Raw genomic sequence first — 18,044 nt, 5'->3', positions numbered from 1 at the left:
TGCCTAGAACGGGAGGCCCGTTCAGGCGTGCTCCTCTTCCTCGATATGTCCGCCCAGAAACAGGTGGCCGACGCGGGGGTCGTCGAGGAGCGTCTGCGCCTTGTCGTGCATCCGCGTCTGACCGAGTTCGAGCACGAGGCCGTAATCCGACATGGCGAGCGCCGCCTTGGCGTTCTGTTCGACCATCAGGATCGTGACGCCTTGGTCGCGCAGCGACTGCAGCGTGCGGAACACTTCCTGGACGAGGTTCGGCGACAGGCCGATGGACGGTTCGTCGATCAGGATGAGCTTGGGATCGAGCAGCAGCGAGCGCGCCACTTCCAGCTGCTTCTGCTGGCCGCCCGACAGTTCGATCGCCTTGCGATTGCGGAACTCGCGCAGCATCGGGAACTGGTCCATCACCTTGTCGATGCGCTTGCGCACCAGTCCCTGGTCCTTCGCGGTGATGCCGCCGAGTTCGAGGTTGTGATAGACGGAGAGCTGCGGCACGACGTTGCGCCCTTGCGGCACGTAGGTGACGCCGTGGTCGATCATCTGTTTCGGCGTCTGGCGCGTCACGTCCTTGCCGTCGAGCAGGATCTGACCGGAATGGATCGTCAGCAGCCCGAAGATGGCCTTGAAGACCGTGGATTTGCCGGCGCCATTGGGGCCGATCACGGTCGTGATCGTCGCCGGCGGGATCTCGAAGGAGACGCCGTTGAGAATGGTGATCTTGCCGTATCCGCCGTAGAGGTCCTTGATTTCCAGCATGGTCAGCCTCCCAGATACGCGTCGATGACCTGCTGGTTCGCGCGGATTTCGTCCGGCGAGCCTTCGGCGATGATCGCGCCTTCGGCGAGCACGATGATGCGGTTGCACAGTGACATGACGAATTCCATGTTGTGCTCGATCACCACGAAGGTCGTGTCGTGGGTCTCGTTATAGGCCTTCAGCCGCTCCTTCAGATTGCCGAGCATCGTCAGGTTCACGCCGCCGGCCGGTTCGTCGAGCAGCACCAGCGACGGGCCGGCCATGAAGGCCATCGCCGCGTCGACCAGTTTCTGCTGGCCGTAGGAGAGCGACCCGGCGAGTTCGTCGCGCAGATGGCCGAGGCGGAAGAACTCGATCATCTGCTCGGCCTCGGCCGTCAGCCCTGCGTCGGACGGGCCGAAGAGCCGGCTCAGCATGGAGCCGTGATGTTCCTGGCCGGCCAGGATGATGTTGTCGATCACCGACATCTGCGGGAACACCGAGAGCTGCTGGAAGGTGCGACCGACGCCGAGCTTGTTGAGGTCGCAGGCGCGCATGCCGTTGACGTCGCGGCCGTTCACCTCGACGCGGCCGGCGCTGGGTTTCAGCTGGCCGAGCACGCAGTTGAACAGCGTCGACTTGCCGGAGCCGTTCGGGCCGATCAGGCCCAGCATCTCGCCCTTGCGGACCTCGAAGCTGACATCGCGGACGGCGTGGATGCCGCCGAAGGATTTCGAGATGCCCTGGACGTTGAGAACGACGCTCATAGCTGCGCCCCCTGCGCCATGTCTTTTCGCACCTCGGGCTTGCCGCGGAAGCGGGTCACCAGCTTCTGGCCGAGACCGATCAGGCCGCCCGGAGAGAAAACCATCAGGACGATGACGAGGAAGGCGTAGATCATCAGGTAGTAGCCCTCGGTGAAGCGCAGCATCTCCGGCAGGATGATGACCACCGCCGCGCCGAGGATCGGTCCGAAGAAGTAGCCCGCCCCGCCGACGACGACCATCAGCAGCATCTTCAGCGAGTGGATCAGGCCGAAGGAGCCGGGTTCGATGAACTGGACGAGCGGCGTCATGATCGCGCCGGCGAGACCGCCGAAGGCCGAGCCGATGGCGAAGGCGAGCAGCGTCATGCGGCGGATATCGACGCCAAGGCTGTTGGCGCGGATCGGGTTCTCGCGCAACGCCTTGAAGGCCCTGCCCCATGGCGAGTTGACGATCCAGGCCAGGACGGCGGCCGACAGGACGAACAGCACGAGGGTGAAATAGTAGAAATCGAGCTGCTTGGCGGTGTTGTAGACACCGAAATCCGGTCGCGGCATGCCGACCAGCCCGAACGAGCCGCCGGTCAGCCATTCCTCGTTGCGCAGGACGAGGAAGACGAGCGTGTTGAAGGCCAGCGTCACGAAGGCGAGGAAATGGTGCTGGACGCGCAGCGCCGGGTAGCCGAGCGCCAGGCCGATCACGAAGGTCGTCAGCACGGCCATCGGCATCGCCGCCATCCAGTGCCAGCCGTTGAGCGTCAGAAGCGCGGTGACATAGGCGCCGATGCCCATGAAGGAGGCCTGAGCGAGCGACACCTGGCCGGCGTAGCCGAGCGTCAGGTTCAGGCCCATCGCGCCGATGGAGAACATCAGCCAGGAGCACAGGACATAGATGATGTAGTTCTTCTGGCCGAGCGGCGCGAGCGCGAGGAGGATGATCCCGACGACCGCGATGATGAATGTCTTCCGGGTCATACCGCGCGCCCTTCCGAGGTGCCCATGATGCCCTGCGGGCGCATGAGGATGATGACGATCAGCAGGATGAGAGGCATGGCCTGACGGTATTCCGACGACACGTAGGTCGCGGAGAGGTTGTCGATCACGCCGATCAGCAATCCGCCGACGAGCGCGCCGCGGATCTGGTTGAAGCCACCGACGATGGCCGCGATGAAGGCGACGAGGCCGAGCACTTCGCCGTTCGAGAATTTCGCAAGGTAGACCGGCGTGATCAGGACGGAGGCGATCGCCGCCAGCGCGCCGTTGATCAGGAAGGTGTAGAGCACCATCCGCTTGATATCGACGCCGAGGATCTGCGCGACGTCCGGGTTCTGCGCGGTGGCCTGCATGCAGCGCCCGGTCCGCGTCTTCTGCAGGAAGAGCTGCAGCGCGACGATCGTGCCCATGGCGATGACGAAATTGGCGATGTCGGAAATGGAGATGGAGGCGCCGAAGACGGTCAGCACGTCAGCCGGAAACAGGCTGGGGAACGGCTGGCCGAGGGGCGAATAGAGTTCCTTCACGCTCTCCTTCATCAAGAGGCCGAGCGCGATGGTGGCGATGACGAGCGGCAGGGTTCCGTGCCGCATCATCGGATCGACGACGAGCTTCTTGAACACCGCGCCGAGGATGATCACCGAAACGATGATCGCGAAGACGATCGACAGGCCGAACGGCAGGCCGGCCCAGTTCATGAAGGCCAGCACGAAGAAGGCCGGGATCATGACGAACTCGCCCTGGGCGAAGTTGATGGTCTGGGACGCCTGCCAGAGCAGCGTGAAACCGACCGCCGCCAAGGCGTAGATCGCACCGGCCGACAGTCCGGAGATCAGAATCTGGATGAGTTCGGACATGCGCCTTCACCTGAATTCGGGAACAGAGACGCGGGCGGCGCCGAGAAAGGGCCGCCCGCGGGATGCGCAATCAGTTCGCCGGAAGCGTCTTGGTGATCTGCTGCTTGCCGTCGATGACCTCGACGAGGAAGCTTTCACGCGACACTTCGCCGGTGTCGTCCCAGCAGACATCCATCAGGACGTTCGGATGCGAGGCGGCGTCGAGGCACAGGCCGTGCATCGTCTCGGCGAATTTCTCGCGGTCGAACTCGCCGATCTGGTCGGTGACGTATTTGACCGTCCAGGCGCCGATATAGCCCTTGATGGCGTTGTGGTCGGCCTTGTAGCCGAAGCGCTCCTCGAACTTCTTGGCCATTTCCTGGATGGCGGGCACGGGCGCGTCGGCGCTGAGGCCGACATGGCCGAACGCGCCGTTGGCGGCGCCGCCAGCAAGGTCGATCACCTTCTGCGAGACGAGAACGGTCTCGCCGCCGATCGGCACGCCGACGTCCTGCTTGTCCGCCTCGATCAGGAAGCGGGCGCTTTCCTCCTCCGTCATGTAGGCGAAGATGGCGTCCGCGCCGGCGGACTTGATCTTCGCGACGTCGGCGGCGAAGTCGACCTGCGCCTGCTCGGTCGGGATGTCGGCGATGATCTCGATGCCCTTCTCGGCCGCGTTGGCGACGAAGGCGTCATGGCCGCCCTTGCCGAACTCGGTGTTAGCCCAGACAACGGCGACCTTCTTCGCGCCGAGACCGTCGGCGTAGTAGGCGGCAACCTTCGGCATGGACTTCTGCGCGCCGAAGGAGGTGCGGAAGATGTAGGGGTTGCCCTTCGCGGTGATGGTCGGCGATTCCGAGCCGGTGAACTGCGGCATGCCGTTCTGCTGGGCGACCAGCATGTTGACGACCGTCGAGGACGAATAGACCGTGCCCATCAGCACGTAGGTGCCCTCGTCGATGGCCTTCTGGACCATCGCGCGGCTGTTCTGCGGATCGGTCTGGCTGTCATAGGACACGAGCTTGACCTCCTCGCCGAGGATGCCGCCGGCGGCGTTCACCTCGTCGAAGCCCATGGTGACGCCGTCGTGCCAGACAGCGCCGGCAGCGGCGCCGGCGCCCGACAGTTCGGCGACGTCGGCGATCGTGACCTCGGCGCTGGCGGAGCCGGCCATGAGGGCGAGCGCGATGGCCGTGGATGCAGTCAATGTCTTGATCATTTGGTTTCCTCCCAGATCAGTTGGTCAGTCGTATGGATTCCCTAGGAGGGCGTCGACCAGAAAGCCCTCCTGAGCCTTGAACATGCCTATCCCCGGCATGGTGTTGCAACCCCGCGACCGGGCGGCCGCGACGAGCGGCGAGATCTCGGGCTTGGTGATGACGTCGGCGACGAACTGCCCGGCTTCCAGGTGCTCGCAGAGGACCGGAAGCGGATCGCCGTCCTTCATGCCGAGCGGCGTGGCGTTGCCGACGATGTCGTAGCCGCGCGGATCGTTGCTGCCGACCGCGACCTTTCCGGCAAACTTGCCTTCCAGCCGGGCGATCAGGGCGTCGCGGCGTGCGGTTTCGACATCGTGGATGTGCAGTTGCGCGGCGCCTTGGGCGAGGAATTCGTAAGCGATCGCCGACCCTGCGCCTCCCGCGCCGATCAGCAGGACGCGTTTGCCCTCGATCTCGCCGCCGGCCGCCTTGATGCCGGACACGTAGCCCATGCCGTCGGTGTTGTCGCCGGACCAACCCTCACGGGTGCGCCGCATGACATTGACGGAATTGGCGTAGCGGGCGCGCTCGGTGATCGTGGCGCAATAGCCGAGCATGGCCTGCTTGTGCGGGATGGTCGCGATGACGCCGTCGAGGTTCTTCAGCGCGTCGCAGCCGGCCATGAACGCCGCGATGTCGGCAGGCAGCACATGACCGGGGACGACGACCGCGTTGACGCCGCGCTCGCTCATGTTGGCGGTGAGCAAGGCCGGCGATTTCACCTGGGCGATGGGATCGCCGATGATGACGAAGACCTTGGTTTCGCCGTTCAGCGAGGGCATGGCGCGAGCTGCACCGGCGGCTGGCGAGTTGGACATATCAACTGCCTCCCTGCGCGGTTGTGTTGATGCGAATGAATTCTGCAATGCAGCGCACGCCCATGTTTCCCCGCAGATTAATGGGCGAGACCGCCCGTTTTTGAAATGGATTAATGGGCCGAATGCTTGGACAAATGAGTATTGCCCGGGACCGGACGGCAGCCTGGCGGGTCATGACGCGACCTCCGTCTGCCGGTCGCGGTAGAATTGCAGGATCGAGGCGATGCCGTCGCGAACGCCCGTGACGGGCAAGGACGCCAGGCTCGCGGGAAGATCGCTGTTCGCGAGATCGCCCGGGATGCGCAGCGGCGGGCCCTCGACGGTTATGTCGGCGCCTGGAATCTCGGATCGCAGCGCCTGGACGAAATCGTCCATCTCGGCCGTTTCGCCGCAGAGCGTGTGGGCTTCGGCACCCTCCACCGGGTTCGAAATAGCCCGCACCATGAGCTCCGCCACGTCGGCGACCAGCACGAAACCCGCGCGGCCGGAAAAGCGGATCGTCGCGGGCTCGCCCCGGAAGGCCGCGCTGCACGCGATCGACGGGCCTGCGGCGATGCCGGAACTCTGTCCCGGGCCGTAGACGATATAGGGGCGGAAGCCGATGCTCGGGATCCCGTGATCGAGGAGGTAAGCGCGCGCCGACCCTTCGATGGCCAGTTTCTGCGCGCCGTAATGGGTCATCGGACGCGGATTGATCTCGTCGTCCGGACCGAAGACGCCGGCGGTCGAGACATAGGCGATGCGGTCGATCCCGTGGGCGCGTGCCGCCTCGAACACTTGCAGGCTGCCGATCAGGTTGATCTGCGCGCCACGCACCGGATCACGGGCGCATTCGACGGTCATGACACCGGCCAGATGGATGATCGCGCCGCAGCCGCTTGCCGCGTCGCGCACGCTGCCGTCGGTGATGTCGCCCTCGACATAGGCGACACGGCTGGACATGCCCGGCTCGATGTCGTCGAGTGCGGCACGGTTGGGCTTCCAGTCGAAGACCGTCACCTCGTGACCGTCGAGCAGCAGGCTGGCGACCACGAAGCGGCCGAGGAAGCCCGTTCCGCCGGTGACGAGAACCCGGGTCATGGCGCGATCCTCGCGCTGGCGTGGCGCGCGGCGACGTAGCCGAAGGCGATGCCGGGGCCGATGGTGATGCCCGGGCCCGGATAGACGCCGCCCATGATCGAATGCATGTCGTTGCCGCAGGCATAGATGCCGCCCAGCGGCTTGTTGTCGACGCCGAGCACCTGGGCGCTGGCGTCTGTCTGCAGACCGGTCGCCGAGCCGATGTCGCCCGGAAAGAGGCGAACGGCGTAGAACGGCGCCTCGTCGAGCGCGCCCAGCGTCGGGTTCGGCCCGTGCGTCGCGTCGCCATTGCCGCATTCATAGACGGTCTCGCCGCGATGGAAGTCCTCGTCCACGCCCGCCCTGGCGAAATTTCCCATGCGGCGCACGGTCTCCTGAAGGTTGCCGGCGTCAACGCCGAGCCTCTGCGCCAGGTCTGCGAGCGTCTTGCCCTCGGTGAGGTAGCCGTCGGCGAGAAACGGCGCCCAGCCGCGGCCGCCGGGGCGGACCATGCCGAGTCCGTATTTCCTGAGCCCGGCGGCATCCGTGACCAGGAAAGCCGGGATCGTGCCGGTGCGGTACATGGCGATGACGAATTCGTGGTAGGAGCGCGCCTCGTTGGTGAAGCGCTTGCCGTCCGCGCCGACCGAGATGATGCCGGGCTTTGAGCGGTCGAAGACGAAATGCGGGAACACCGCCATGGTCCCGTCCTTGCGCTTGCGCAGCGAGACGGGCGCGAGGAAGGCGTTCTGATCGCCGCCCTCCCCGTAGCGCGCGCCGAGCTTCAGCGCGATGTCGTGCAGGGCACCGGTGTGGCCGGGCGCCGAGGGGCTGTATTCGGGCGTCGGCGACGGCAGCATCTCCGCGCGGCGCTGCGGATGGCGTGCAAAGCCACCCGAGGCCAGGATGACCCCGCCGGCGACGCGGATCTCGCGCGTCTGGCCGGCCTTTTCATAAGTCACGAGGCGTTCGTCGGGCGTGCCGGCGATGTCGGTCACATTCGCTTCGGTGACGATTTCGACGCCGAGCTTTCGCGCCGTGAGCAGCAGGCGGCCGATCAGCGCATTGCCCATCACGAGCCGCGTGCTCTTGCCGAAGCGGAGACGGTCGAGCGCGTAGCGGCCGATCAGCTTCACCGAATAGACCAGGGATTTCGGCGATTTCGCCATGTTGAGCAGTTGCGAAATGTCGTCGCGGTCGACCATCAGGCCGCCGAGAATGGTGAATTCCGGAATGGGCGGGCGGATCAGGCGCAGATCGTCGCCGAGGGGCTTGCCGTCGAACGGGATCGGCTCCAGCGCGCGGCCGCAGGAGGTCGAGCCCTCCAGTTCGTAAAGATAGTCAGGATGGAACGGACGGGCGCGGAACTGCGCATCCGTCTTGTCGAGCAGGGTGTGGATCGCCTCCGGCCCGTGCTCCACGAAGGCCGCCCGCAAATCTGCGGGCGCGCGGTTGCCGACGGCGTTGTCGAGATAGGTCTTCACACGCTCCGGCGTGTCGTCGCTGTCGACAGTTTTCGCGAGCCGCGTGTTGGGCACCCATGTCGTGGCGGCCGAATAGGCGGAGGTGCCGCCGACATATTCGGTCTTCTCGATCAGGATCGTGCGCCGGCCTTCAAGCGCCGCGAAGACCGCGGCGGACAGGCCTGCGGCGCCGGCGCCGAGCACGGCAATGTCGTAGCAGTCATTGTCTGTTGGCGCCCGACCGGCCATCGGCCATTTCCCTCCCCCGGCCGGTCCGTGGCGAACCGGCTGACGGACCATTACAGAAATTGGAATTGCTTTCAACTTTAGAAATCAATTTCTTTTTTGGTATCGCTCGGCTATGGTTCGGACGCATGGAGGAGGCCCTGATGGAAAGCATACCCGTAGCGGTGGTCGGCGCCGGCATCATCGGGCGGACCCATATCGAGACCCTGGCGAAGAGCGCCGGCATCCATCTCAGCGCGGTCGTCGATCCGGTGCCCGCAGCCGCTGAAATCGCTGAAAGCAAGGGCGTTCCGTTCTTCGGCACCGTCGAGGCACTGATCGATTCGGGCGTGGCGAAAGGCGTCATCGTCGCCTCGCCCAACGACACGCATGTGGCCGTCGCCAGCCGGCTTCTCGAAGCCGGGCTCGCCGTCCTTCTGGAAAAGCCGGTGGCAACCTCCGTGGCGGACGGGCTGGGCCTGGATGCGGTGGCGCGGACCGTCGCCACGCCGCTTCTGATCGGCCATCACCGCAGGCACAACCCGATCATCAAGGCGGCCAAGAAGGCCATCTCGGAGGGAGAAATCGGCGCGCTGGTCACGGCCACCGTCAATTCGACGCTGAGCAAGCCCGGCTCCTATTTCGACGTCGCCTGGCGCAAGCAGCCCGGACAGGGCGGACCTCTGCTCATCAACCTCATCCACGAGGTGGACCTGCTGCGCCACTTCTTCGGCGAGGTGAAAGCGGTGACGGCTCTGACGTCGAACGCGCAGCGTCACTTGGAGGTCGAGGACACCGCCGCCGCGATCCTGGAATTCGAGGCCGGCGGCATCGCCACCTGCACGATCTCGGACGCGGCCTGCGGACCGTGGGCGTGGGATGTGAGCGCGGGCGAAAACATCGCGCGCTTTCCCGCGCATGACGTCTTCGCCCATGCCTATTCCGGCACGAAAGCCGGGTTGAGCCTGCCCGATCTCGTGCTCTGGAAACATCCGGGCGCGCCGGACTGGACGCAGGAGATGACCCGGCATCGCCTGCCCTGCGCGCAGGCCGACGCCTACGTGGCCCAGTTGGAGCATTTCGCGGCGCTGATGCGCGGCGAGACCGAGCCGCTCGTTTCCTGCCGCGACGGTCTGGCGAACATGCAGGTCATCGACGCCGTGAAGGCCTCGGCGCGCGATGGCCGTCGCGTGGAACTGGAGGCGATCTTCTCATGAGCAGCGCGCTGGAGAAATCGCTGGCCATCCTGGAACTGATGGCCGAGAGCCCGGACGGCCTGCAGGTCAGCGCGATCGCGTCACAGCTGGAGATGCCGGTTTCGGGCGTTCACCGCCAACTGAAGGAACTCGCGCGGCTCGGCTATGTCCGCCAGGAGAAGAACCACGGCAATTACACGCTGACGATCAAGCTCGCGGCGATGGGGCTCGGCTTCCTCGGGCGCTCGGGCGTGACCGACATCGCGCAGCCGATCCTCGACCGGCTCGCGGCGCGGTCCGGCGAACTCATCCGTCTCTCCGTCCTGGAGGGCGGCGATCTGATCTGGGTCGCGGTGGCGCAGGGCGCGACCGGCGGGCTCCGCTACGATCCGGGGCGTGAACAGGGCGTCGTCGTGCATCTGGCCACGTCGGCGGGCGGTCAGGCCCTGCTCTCGGCGATGAGCGACGAGGACGCCCTCACCCATGTGTCCAAACAGGGCATGAAACCGACAGCGTTCGTGCCCGGAAGCGGCGCGCCGACGACCATCAAGGAACTCCTGGAAGTCCTCGCCGAGACCCGGGAACGCGGCTATTCGGTTTCGATCGACAGCTACCTCGAGGGCATGGCGGCCATGGCCGTGCCGGTGCGCTACGGGCCGCAACAGACCGTCATCGGATGCCTGTCCATCGCCGGTCCGACCGTGCGCATGAACGATGCCACGATCGCGAAATTCGCCCCGATCCTGCGCGATTCGGCCAGCGAACTGGGCGCCGCGGCCCATGCGTCGCAATATTTCAGCAGCCTCCACCACGAGCCGAGGGAATCGAGCGGTGGCGCGTGAGGGCACGCCCGCCGACTGTCACTGCGACGTGCTGGTGATCGGTTCCGGCGCGGGCGGCCTAGCCGCGGCTGTCACGGCTGCGTTTCACGGGCTGCGGGTGATCGTGGCTGAAAAGGAGGACGTGATCGGCGGCACGACCGCCTGGTCGGGCGGCTGGCTCTGGATCCCGCGCAATCCGCTCGCCGTCGAAGCGGGGATCGTTGAGGACGAGGACGCGCCGCTCGCCTATCTGCGCTCCGAAATCGGCAATCGCGTCGACGATCCGCGGCTCCACGTCTTCCTGAAGAACGGGCCGGACATGGTGTCGTTCTTTCGCGACAACACCGACGTCGATTGGATCGGCGGAAACACGATCCCGGATTTTCACGACACGCCGGGCGCGGCGAAAGGCGGCCGGTCGGTGACCGCCGCGCCGTATGACGGGCGCAGGCTCGGCGAATGGATATGGAAGCTGCGGCCGCCTCTGGACCTCGCCAGCGTCGCCGGGATGGGCATCGCCGGCGGGCCCGACATGAACCACTTCCTCAATGCGACGCGCAAGCCCGCTTCGCTCGCCTATGCGCTGCGCCGCTTCGCCCGGCATTTCTGGACCCGATTTCGCCATGGCCGGGGAATGGATCTGGTCGCCGGCAACGCCCTCGTCGCGCGACTGCTTCGGTCGGCGCTCGATCTCGGCGTGGAGTTCCGGTGCGGCGCGCCGGCCACGGGGCTGCAGTCGCGGGACGGCACGGTGACCGGCGCAGTCTGCGGCGGCGAGACGATCCGTGCCAGCCGGGGTGTGATCTTGGCGACCGGCGGATTTCCGCATGACACCCAACGCATTGCAGCGATGTTCGAACACGCGCCCGACGGCACCGAGCATCATTCGGCCGCGCCACGGTCCAACACCGGGGACGGATTGCGCATGGCGGAGAATGCCGGCGCGCGCGTGGCCGACGACCTCGTTTCGCCCGGCGCATGGGCTCCCGTCTCCATCGTTACGCGCAGACATGGCGAGCCGGGGCACTTTCCACATCTGATCGAACGCGCCAAGCCCGGCATCATCGCGGTGAATGCAAGCGGCCAGCGGTTCGTCAACGAGGCGAATTCCTACCATGATTTCATGCGCGCGCTGTTCAAGTCCGATCCCGGCACGACAACGCCGCATGCCTGGATCATTGCCGATCACCGCGCGCAGCGGCGATACGGGCTGGGCTGGGCGAAGCCTTTCCCCTTCCCGCTCCGGCCCTACCTGAAGAGCGGCTATCTTCTGCGCGGCGCGACGCTGGCCCAACTCGCCGGCCAATGCGGCCTTCCTGCGGACGCCCTTGAAGAGACGGTCGCGCGCTTCAACGCGCATGCGGAAACCGGCGACGATCCTGATTTCGGACGCGGGCGCTCCCCCTATAACGACATGCAGGGCGATGCCGACCACCGGCCCAATCCCGCGCTCGGCGCGCTGAGAAACGGCCCCTATTACGCCGTGAAGGTCGTGCCGGGGAGCCTTGGCACCTTCGCCGGCCTGCGCACGGACGGCGCCGCCCGGGTTCTCGGGGCGGCCGGCGCACCGATCGGGGGCCTCTATGCCGTCGGCAACGACATGGCGTCCGTCATGGGCGGGAACTACCCCTCCGGCGGCATCACGCTCGGGCCCGCCATGACATTCGGATACGTCGCCGGCCGTGTGCTGGCGGGGCTGCCGGTGACGGGGCTCGATACCGCAGAAACACAGATCGAAAGGACCGACGCATGAGCTATCTGGAACTCGCGACCCTCAAGACCGTCATTTTCGGCGCCGGGAAGGCCGCGCCCGAACTGGAGAAATGGCTGCACGCGCCGGACGCGTCGGGCACGCTTCTCGGAGCATGGACGTCGGATATCGGCTCTTTGAACGAGATCTACCTGCTGCGCAGCTTCGACGACATCGACGCGCTGATGCGCGAGCGCGAACGCACGCATCGGTCCGCCAATCCCTTCGGGTGCCTGGACCAGCTCGTGTCCTATGCCCAGGAAAGCTACCGCAAGCTCGATTTCGTCGGAGAGGTGACGCCCGGCACCTACGGGCCGTTCTACGAGATCCGCACCTACATGATGAAGCCCAACGGGCTGATGCCGACGATGGAGAAGTGGGAGGCCGCTTTGCCGAAGCGCGAGGAATACTCGCCCTGCACGGTCGCCATGTACGGGATCGACGGCCTGCCACGCCTGACGCAGATCTGGCCCTTTGAGAGCCTCGAAGCACGGGGCAAGGCGCGCGGCCAGTCGGTTGCGGACGGCAACTGGCCGCCGAAGGGCGGGCCGGACTGGCTGACGCCGGACATGACCTCGACCATCGCGATGCCGATGGCGTTCTCCCCGCTGAAATAGGCCGAACGATGCGAAAATTCTCCCTGGCCTATCTCACGGCCAATGGCGCCGGCCCGGTCGGAGCGGTGCAGATCGCCGCCGAGGCGGGCTACGACATGATCTCGTTCCGCCTGCTTCCCGGCGGACCGGGCGACGAAATCCCGCCGCTGATGGATGACGACGCGCTGTTTCGCGAAACGACCGCCGTCATGCGGGATACCGGCGTCACCATGGCGGATGCGGAAATGATCCGGATCGGCCCGGATGCAGAACCGCGCAGCTTCACGCCGTTTCTCGACCGCATCGCCGAGATGGGCGCGAAGCACATCCTGACCGCGATCGACGATCCCGAGCGCGATCGCGCGATCGCCAGCTATGGCGCGATCTGCGAACTGGTCGCGGGCTACGGGCTGACCGCCGATGTCGAGTTCATGCCCTGGACGGCCTGCAAGACCGTTGCGGACGCGCTGGAATTCGTGAACGCCGTCGACCTGCCGTCCTCGGCGATCCTGTTCGACACGCTGCATTACGACCGCTGCGGATCGACGCCGGAGGACATCGCGAAGATACCGGCGCACAAGATGAACTACATCCAGCTTTGCGACGGCCCTGCCGACTATGTGCGCAGCGACGCGGAGATGATCCGGATCGCACGCACCGCGCGCATGTTTCCCGGTGCCGGCGGCATCGATCTCGGGGCGTTCCTCCATCTGATGCCGCCCGACATCACCGTCAGCGTCGAAGTGCCGGACAAGCCGCTCGCCGAGAGCATGGGCCGTACCGCCTTCGCGCGCGAGGCGCTGGACCGGACCAAGGCGGTTCTCGATCAGGCGCAGCCGGCCTAGACATAGCTTCTCAGAAGCGCCTCGAACATTTCGAGCGTCTCCGTCGGGCTGCCGTGGGTCCGGCGGGTCAGTCCGATCGCGATCTTCGAACCCGGCAAGGCGACGTCGACCTTCCTGAGGTCGGGCGGAAGGTTGGCGACGTGCTGGTCGCCGTAGCTCAGAAGCGCGATGGAGTCGCTGTGCGCGACGACGCGCTCGGCATTGCCGAAGGACAGGATTTCGCAGGTCTGAGCGGGCGGCGTGGTGCCGGCGTTCTGGAACAGGCTCTCGAAATAGGACCGGATCGGCGTGCCATGCGGCGCGACGATCCATTTCTCGCCCTTAAGGTCGGAAATCGACCGGGCGCGCGAATGGCAGGCGTGGTCCTTGCGCGCGACCAGCGTGTATCTCTCGTGGTAGAGAAACACCTGCGTAAGGTCCGCATAGGGCAGCGGGTCGCGCAGGATGCCGAGCATGCAGTCGATCTCGCCGCGTCCCAGCGCCCGCGCCAGCATGTCATAGCTCCCCGGCACGGCCATGAGCCGCAGATCCGGGTTGGTGTTGGTCAGAGCGCCGAACGCCCTGGCGACGAAATCCTGGCCTGAAAAGGGAAGCATTCCCACGGCAAGCCTGCCGCTCGGTCCGGCATTGGATTTCAGCGTGTCGATCTCGATCGCGCCCAGTTCGGCAAGCAATTCGTCGCGCAGGACCGCCAGCCGGCGCGCGATATCGAATGCGTCGAGACCGTCCTTGCGGCGCCTGAAGAGCGGCTGGCGCGCATATTGGGTGATCGCGGCGAGCGACCTGCTGATCGCCGGCTGCGTCACCTGCAACTGGTCCGAGGCGAGCGACGCGCTTCCCGACTGCACCACGGCCGACACGGCATCCAGATGCCGCCAGCGCAGGAAATTCAACAGGTTGGGTCGTGTCCCGGTGTTGGCCTCGATGTCGTCTTCGGCCCGCATAATGACCTGCAATGCCGCCGCGCATCGCTTCAGGACCGCTTCGCCGGCGGCCGTCGGCTCCGTTCCGCTCCAGCCCCGCTGGAAGAGCGGCGCGCAAAGGGCCTTCTCCGCTGCGGCGATCGTGCGCGAGACGACGGGCTGGCTCATGTTGAGCAGGCGCGTAGCGTGTTCCACGCTCCGGGTTCGCGCCACGGCGTCGATGGTTCGGGCCTGTTTCAGGGTGATCCGGACGGGGGCGGCCATGCCAAGATATTACCGATCTGGATGATGATATTCAATGTATGCATGAGCTGGAGAAGCCGCTGGCTGCTACACGGCTGCGGACTGTGTTCAGGAGGAGAAGCCGTTGTTGGCCGAAAAGACGCTCGAAGAAAAAATCAACCGGATCGGCAATGCCTCGAAGATGCTTCAGGACTCGCAAGCGGGCCCCTACGTCTTCCCCATCGCGCCGCAATACACGAACTGGATGGAAGAGGTTCGCGCATGGCGTGAAGGCGCGGTGTTGCTGAACCAGTCCTATCACATGACCGACCTTTACGTGCGCGGCCCTGACGCCATCGCGTTCATGTCGCATGTCGGCGTGAACAGTTTCGCAAATTTCGGACGCAACAAGGCCAAGCAGCTGATCTGCTGCAATCACGACGGCTACGTGATCGGCGACGGCATCATCTTCGCGCTGGAGGATGACGAGATCCTCTATGTGGGCCGCCCGCCGCTCGCCTACTGGCTCGCCTACCAGGCGGAAATCGGGGATTTCGACGTCACGACCGAGTTCGACATCCGCAGCCTCGAAAACGCCGACAAGCCACGCAAGCTCTATCGCTACGAGGTGCAGGGTCCGCTCGCGCTCGACATCCTGAACGAGGCCAATGAAGGCGGTCCGCTGACGACCAAGTTCTTCAACATGGGCGAGATCACCATCGCCGGCTGCAAGGCCCGGACGCTCAGCCACGGCATGGGCGGGGCGCAGGGGCTCGAACTCTGGGGCCCCTACGAGGAAGGCCGCAAGGTCTATGACCGGCTGATGGAAGTCGGTGCGAAGCACGGCATGCTCAGGGCCGGCGCGCGCGCCTATTCCTGCGCCGCGATGGAATCGGGCTGGATACCCTCGCCGCTGCCGGCGATCTATTCCGGCGAGGCGATGAAGGGGTTCCGCGAGTGGCTGCCGGCCGACAACTTCCTCGCGACCTGCTCGGTCGGCGGAAGCTTCCAGCCGGACAATGTCGAAGACTATTACCTGACGCCCTGGGATCTCGACTACGGGCGCGTGGTCCGGTTCGATCACGACTTCATCGGCCGCGCGGCGCTCGAGACAATGGCGGAGCAGGAGCATCGGACCAAGGTCACGCTGATCTGGGACAGGGACGACGTTCTGAAGATCTTCGCCGGCATGATGGACGCCTTTCCGGGTCCGAAACTGATGGAACTGCCGGCCAGCCATTATGCCGCCCATCCCTACGACCAGGTTCTACTGGACGGCGAACAGGTCGGCGTGTCGACCTACCCGGTCTATTCCGCCAACGAGCGGGCCTGGATTTCGCTTGCGATGGTGCGCTCCGACCTCGGCGAACAAGGCACGAAGCTGAACATCCTGTGGGGCGAGAAGGACGGCGGCACCAAGAAGCCGCATGTCGAGCGTCACGTTCAGATGGAGGTTGGCGCGCAAGTGCATCCGTGGCCGATCCACGCCGCCGCGCGGGCCGAATACCGGGCCCAGACGTGACGACGGCGTTCGCCTTTGACCGATTGCATCCAACCAAGGGAGGATATGTGATGCGTTTTCAGAAACTGAGTGCCGCACTGGCGGTCGCCGCCGGGCTTTCGGCTTCGGCGGCTTCGGCCACCGAACTGAAGCTCGCCGATTTCCAGCCGCCATCCCATTTCATCGTCGAGGGCACCTACACGCCCTTCGCCGAGACGATCGCGGCCGAGACCGACGGCGCTGTGACGGTCCGGGTCTTCATGGGCGGCGAACTGGGCGCCGGGCCGGCCGAACAGTACAACCGCGCCGTTGACGGCGTGACCGACATCGCCTTCGGCCTGCCGGGCTACACCGCGTCGAACTTCCCGAAGACGCTGCTGACCGAACTTCCGGGCGTGATCGACGCGGCGACGGGCACGGAGCGCGTGCTCGACAACATCGACAAGCTCTCCGGCGAATACAGGCGCGTGGCGCTGCTGGGCCTCTGGAACAACGCGCCGAACCTGCTGTTCACGGCGGAAAAGCCGATCCGCTCGCTTGAGGATCTCGCCGGCCTGAAGATCCGCGTGCCGTCGCGCAATGCCGGCCTCGTGGTCGAGGCCTGGGGCGCGACGCCGGTGTCGATGCCGGCGCCTGAAATCTACAACTCGATGCAGACCGGCGTGATCGACGGCGCCATGATCGACGCGACGACGCTCGGTTCGTTCAAGCTGGCCGAGGTGACGAAATACATCACCACTGGCATGGATTCGACGATCTCGAGCTTCTTCCTGATCATGAACCGCGACTCGTTCAGCGGCCTCAGCGACGACCAGCAGGCGGTGGTGCTCAAGGCCGGACGCGAGGCGGCGCTGTCGGCCAATGCGGCATGGCTCGGGATCGCCGCTAAGGCGCTCGACGCGTTCGGGACGACCGAGGGCAAGGAAGTGATCACGCTGTCCGACGAGGAAGCCGCGAAGTTCAACGCGGCATCGGCGCCGGTTGTCGAGAAGGTCATCGCCGACGCGGACGCTGCCGGGCTTGAAGCATCGGCCTATGTCGAGGCGCTCAAGGCCGAATAACGCGCCTTTTGCCCATCGATGAGACGGTACGACCCGTCCGGCCCCGTGCCGGGCGGGTCTTTCATGGCATCAGGGCCGCGCCGCGCGGACGAAGCGGCCCGCATCCTGTTTCACGATTTCGGCGAGGAACGATGTCGCCGCCTTGATGCGCGCGAGACCGCGCAGGCTCTCATGATGGACGATCCAGTAGGCGCGCTGCGCCGACAGATCCGGCAGGACGGGAACGAGATCGTCGTGACCGGTGGCCAGATAGTCATGCAGAACGCCGATCCCCGCCCCCGCCCGCACGGCCTCGAGCTGGCCCGTGGCGCTGGAAATCTCGACCTGCGAGCGCCAGCCCGACCAGAAGGACGGCGCATAGTTGAGCGAGGCGGAATAGATCAGGTCTTCCACATAGCCGACGAGGCGATGGTCGCGCAGATCGTCGGTGGTTTCCGGCTGGCCGTGCCGGTGTGCATATTCCCGTGAGGCATAGAGGCCGAGCGTGTAGTCGGTGAGCTTCTGCGCCACCAGCCTGCCCTGCTCCGGTCGGCCGACCATCACCGCGATATCGGCCTCGCGCTTCGACAGCGAGAAGGCCTGCGGCACCGGCACGAGCTGGATGGTGAGGTCGGGATGGCGCTCGGCGAGATGCGCCAGGCGCGGCGCCAGAAAGGAGACGCCGAACCCGTCCGGCGCGCCAATGCGCACCGTGCCGGATATTTCCGGTCCGGCATGGTCGAACAGCGACTGCGCCTGCAGAAATTCGGCCTCCGCCCGCTCCAGCGATTCCGCCAGCGCCTCGCCCTCGTCGGTGAGTTCGCAGCCCGTGGCGCGCCGGATCAGGAGGTTCGCGCCGAGCGAGTGTTCAAGCGCGGCCATGCGGCGGCTGAGCGTCGCCTGGTTGATGCCGAGCGCCTTGGCCGCTGCCAGCATCTGCCCCGCCCGCGCCACGGCGAGGAACAGTCGTCCGTCTTCCCAGTTCATGTCTCCACCCTATGCAAA

General features: G+C 65.8%; 17 protein-coding genes. 7 read left to right on the top strand and 10 right to left on the bottom strand.

Annotation, left to right across the window (positions count from 1 at the left end):
* Positions 1–21: 21 nt before the first annotated feature.
* The 8 genes from MRY80_RS15840 to MRY80_RS15805 form a co-directional block, all read right to left on the bottom strand.
* Positions 22–750 (bottom strand): ABC transporter ATP-binding protein, encoded by a 729-nt coding sequence (locus MRY80_RS15840; protein ID WP_293292024.1) that lies wholly within the window; start codon positions 748–750, stop codon positions 22–24.
* Between the two features lie 2 nt (positions 751–752).
* On the bottom strand, positions 753–1,496 hold the full coding sequence (locus tag MRY80_RS15835) for an ABC transporter ATP-binding protein (RefSeq protein WP_293292023.1): 744 nt from the start codon (positions 1,494–1,496) through the stop codon (positions 753–755).
* Positions 1,493–2,467, bottom strand: a complete 975-nt coding sequence (locus MRY80_RS15830; protein ID WP_293292022.1) for a branched-chain amino acid ABC transporter permease — start codon at positions 2,465–2,467, stop codon at positions 1,493–1,495. Before MRY80_RS15830 ends, MRY80_RS15835 begins: the two co-directional genes overlap by 4 nt.
* Complete coding sequence (locus MRY80_RS15825; RefSeq protein WP_293292021.1) at positions 2,464–3,342, bottom strand: branched-chain amino acid ABC transporter permease; 879 nt, start codon at positions 3,340–3,342, stop codon at positions 2,464–2,466. The genes MRY80_RS15830 and MRY80_RS15825 overlap by 4 nt, the downstream gene beginning before the upstream one ends.
* A gap of 70 nt (positions 3,343–3,412) precedes the next feature.
* Complete coding sequence (locus MRY80_RS15820; RefSeq protein WP_293292020.1) at positions 3,413–4,540, bottom strand: ABC transporter substrate-binding protein; 1,128 nt, start codon at positions 4,538–4,540, stop codon at positions 3,413–3,415.
* Between the two features lie 24 nt (positions 4,541–4,564).
* Positions 4,565–5,398, bottom strand: coding sequence for a shikimate dehydrogenase (locus MRY80_RS15815; RefSeq protein ID WP_293292019.1), 834 nt, complete (start codon positions 5,396–5,398; stop codon positions 4,565–4,567).
* Positions 5,399–5,569: 171 nt separating this feature from the next.
* The gene (locus tag MRY80_RS15810; RefSeq protein WP_293292018.1) at positions 5,570–6,478 is read right to left on the bottom strand and encodes an NAD(P)-dependent oxidoreductase; all 909 of its coding nucleotides are present in this window, start codon (positions 6,476–6,478) and stop codon (positions 5,570–5,572) included.
* The gene (locus MRY80_RS15805) at positions 6,475–8,169 is read right to left on the bottom strand and encodes an FAD-dependent oxidoreductase (protein ID WP_293292017.1); all 1,695 of its coding nucleotides are present in this window, start codon (positions 8,167–8,169) and stop codon (positions 6,475–6,477) included. Before MRY80_RS15805 ends, MRY80_RS15810 begins: the two co-directional genes overlap by 4 nt.
* 140 nt (positions 8,170–8,309) lie before the next feature.
* On the opposite strand from MRY80_RS15805, the gene MRY80_RS15800 reads away from it, so the two are divergent.
* Genes MRY80_RS15800 through MRY80_RS15780 form a run of 5 tightly spaced genes read left to right on the top strand, consistent with a single transcriptional unit; the run spans position 8,310 to position 13,353 of the window.
* Positions 8,310–9,362: a Gfo/Idh/MocA family oxidoreductase gene (locus tag MRY80_RS15800; protein ID WP_293292016.1), complete on the top strand. Its 1,053-nt coding sequence runs from the start codon at positions 8,310–8,312 to the stop codon at positions 9,360–9,362.
* Positions 9,359–10,183 carry an IclR family transcriptional regulator gene (locus MRY80_RS15795; protein WP_293292015.1) on the top strand — a complete coding sequence of 275 codons (825 nt, stop codon included), beginning with the start codon at positions 9,359–9,361 and terminating at the stop codon, positions 10,181–10,183. Before MRY80_RS15800 ends, MRY80_RS15795 begins: the two co-directional genes overlap by 4 nt.
* Positions 10,173–11,915: an FAD-dependent oxidoreductase gene (locus tag MRY80_RS15790; protein WP_293292014.1), complete on the top strand. Its 1,743-nt coding sequence runs from the start codon at positions 10,173–10,175 to the stop codon at positions 11,913–11,915. Before MRY80_RS15795 ends, MRY80_RS15790 begins: the two co-directional genes overlap by 11 nt.
* Entirely contained in the window at positions 11,912–12,529 is a 618-nt protein-coding gene (locus MRY80_RS15785; RefSeq protein WP_293292013.1) for an NIPSNAP family protein, read from the top strand. Before MRY80_RS15790 ends, MRY80_RS15785 begins: the two co-directional genes overlap by 4 nt.
* A gap of 8 nt (positions 12,530–12,537) precedes the next feature.
* Positions 12,538–13,353, top strand: a complete 816-nt coding sequence (locus tag MRY80_RS15780) for a sugar phosphate isomerase/epimerase (protein WP_293292012.1) — start codon at positions 12,538–12,540, stop codon at positions 13,351–13,353.
* Here MRY80_RS15780 and MRY80_RS15775 read toward each other — a convergent pair.
* Entirely contained in the window at positions 13,350–14,540 is a 1,191-nt protein-coding gene (locus MRY80_RS15775) for a LysR family transcriptional regulator (protein ID WP_293292011.1), read from the bottom strand. The two genes, MRY80_RS15780 and MRY80_RS15775, sit on opposite strands and share 4 nt — an antisense overlap.
* A 103-nt stretch (positions 14,541–14,643) precedes the next feature.
* Between MRY80_RS15775 and MRY80_RS15770 the strand changes: the two genes are divergently transcribed.
* Both MRY80_RS15770 and MRY80_RS15765 read left to right on the top strand, forming a co-directional pair.
* On the top strand, positions 14,644–16,020 hold the full coding sequence (locus tag MRY80_RS15770; RefSeq protein ID WP_293292010.1) for an aminomethyl transferase family protein: 1,377 nt from the start codon (positions 14,644–14,646) through the stop codon (positions 16,018–16,020).
* Between the two features lie 50 nt (positions 16,021–16,070).
* Positions 16,071–17,060: a TRAP transporter substrate-binding protein gene (locus MRY80_RS15765; protein ID WP_293292009.1), complete on the top strand. Its 990-nt coding sequence runs from the start codon at positions 16,071–16,073 to the stop codon at positions 17,058–17,060.
* 69 nt (positions 17,061–17,129) lie between these two features.
* Here the strand turns inward: MRY80_RS15765 and MRY80_RS15760 are convergent, their stop codons facing one another.
* Positions 17,130–18,026, bottom strand: coding sequence for a LysR family transcriptional regulator (locus MRY80_RS15760; protein WP_293292008.1), 897 nt, complete (start codon positions 18,024–18,026; stop codon positions 17,130–17,132).
* Positions 18,027–18,044: the final 18 nt, after the last annotated feature.

This window comes from Oricola sp. (genome assembly GCF_022763245.1).
Taxonomy (GTDB): Bacteria; Pseudomonadota; Alphaproteobacteria; order Rhizobiales; family Rhizobiaceae; genus Oricola.
Note: the sequence above shows the minus strand (reverse complement) of the source record. Positions and strands in the feature narration are given on the sequence as shown.